Annotated in this window: 1 protein-coding gene; it reads right to left on the bottom strand. The window is 62.1% G+C overall.

Translation table 11 applies throughout. From position 1 onward, the window contains the following. Window positions 1-564 (bottom strand): hypothetical protein (locus tag D1614_RS28570; protein ID WP_206610192.1); only part of this gene is annotated, 564 nt, incomplete at both ends.

Raw genomic sequence — 564 nt, 5'->3', positions numbered from 1 at the left:
GACGACGCGTCCTGCAGCTGTTTTGACAGCGTCAGATAGTGCTCGGACTTGCGTGCGAGCGCTTGGCTCTGCATCTGGTACACGATCGCCAGTTGCTGGGCTGCCAGGAAGCTGCCCCGGCCGACGACGCTGCCGTCCATCTCCGGCTGATCGCCGATTTCCAGGCAGCGGTTGAAGACCTGCTCCGCCAACGGTAGCCACCGCGCACCTGCCTCGTCAGGGTGCTTGGCTGCCGCATCCAGCAAGACCAATCCCAGCGCAAAACACAGATCCGGAAAGTCCGGCCACGTCTGGATGGCGACATCGCCTTGCGCCAGTGCCTCGTCAACGCGGTCGGCCTTGCCCAGGCTGTACACATAACGCAGCGCCAAGTTACGGCGGTACGGCGCATCTGCGGGCGCCAGGCTGAAGGCGCGCGCGTAGTGGTTCACGGCCTTTGCATAGTCTTCATGATGCAGCTCGGTTTCCTTGCCGAGCTGATACAGCACATACGGGTCATCCGGCCGATGCGCGAGTTCATCCAGCAGCAGTTGAGTATTGCGCTCGCCTTTCTTCTGCATCTTG

Source organism: Maribellus luteus (assembly GCF_003576475.1).
GTDB lineage: Bacteria > Bacteroidota > Bacteroidia > Bacteroidales > Prolixibacteraceae > Draconibacterium > Draconibacterium luteum.
The sequence above is the reverse complement of the archived record's forward strand: the minus strand, read 5'-3'. Positions and strand labels throughout refer to the sequence as shown.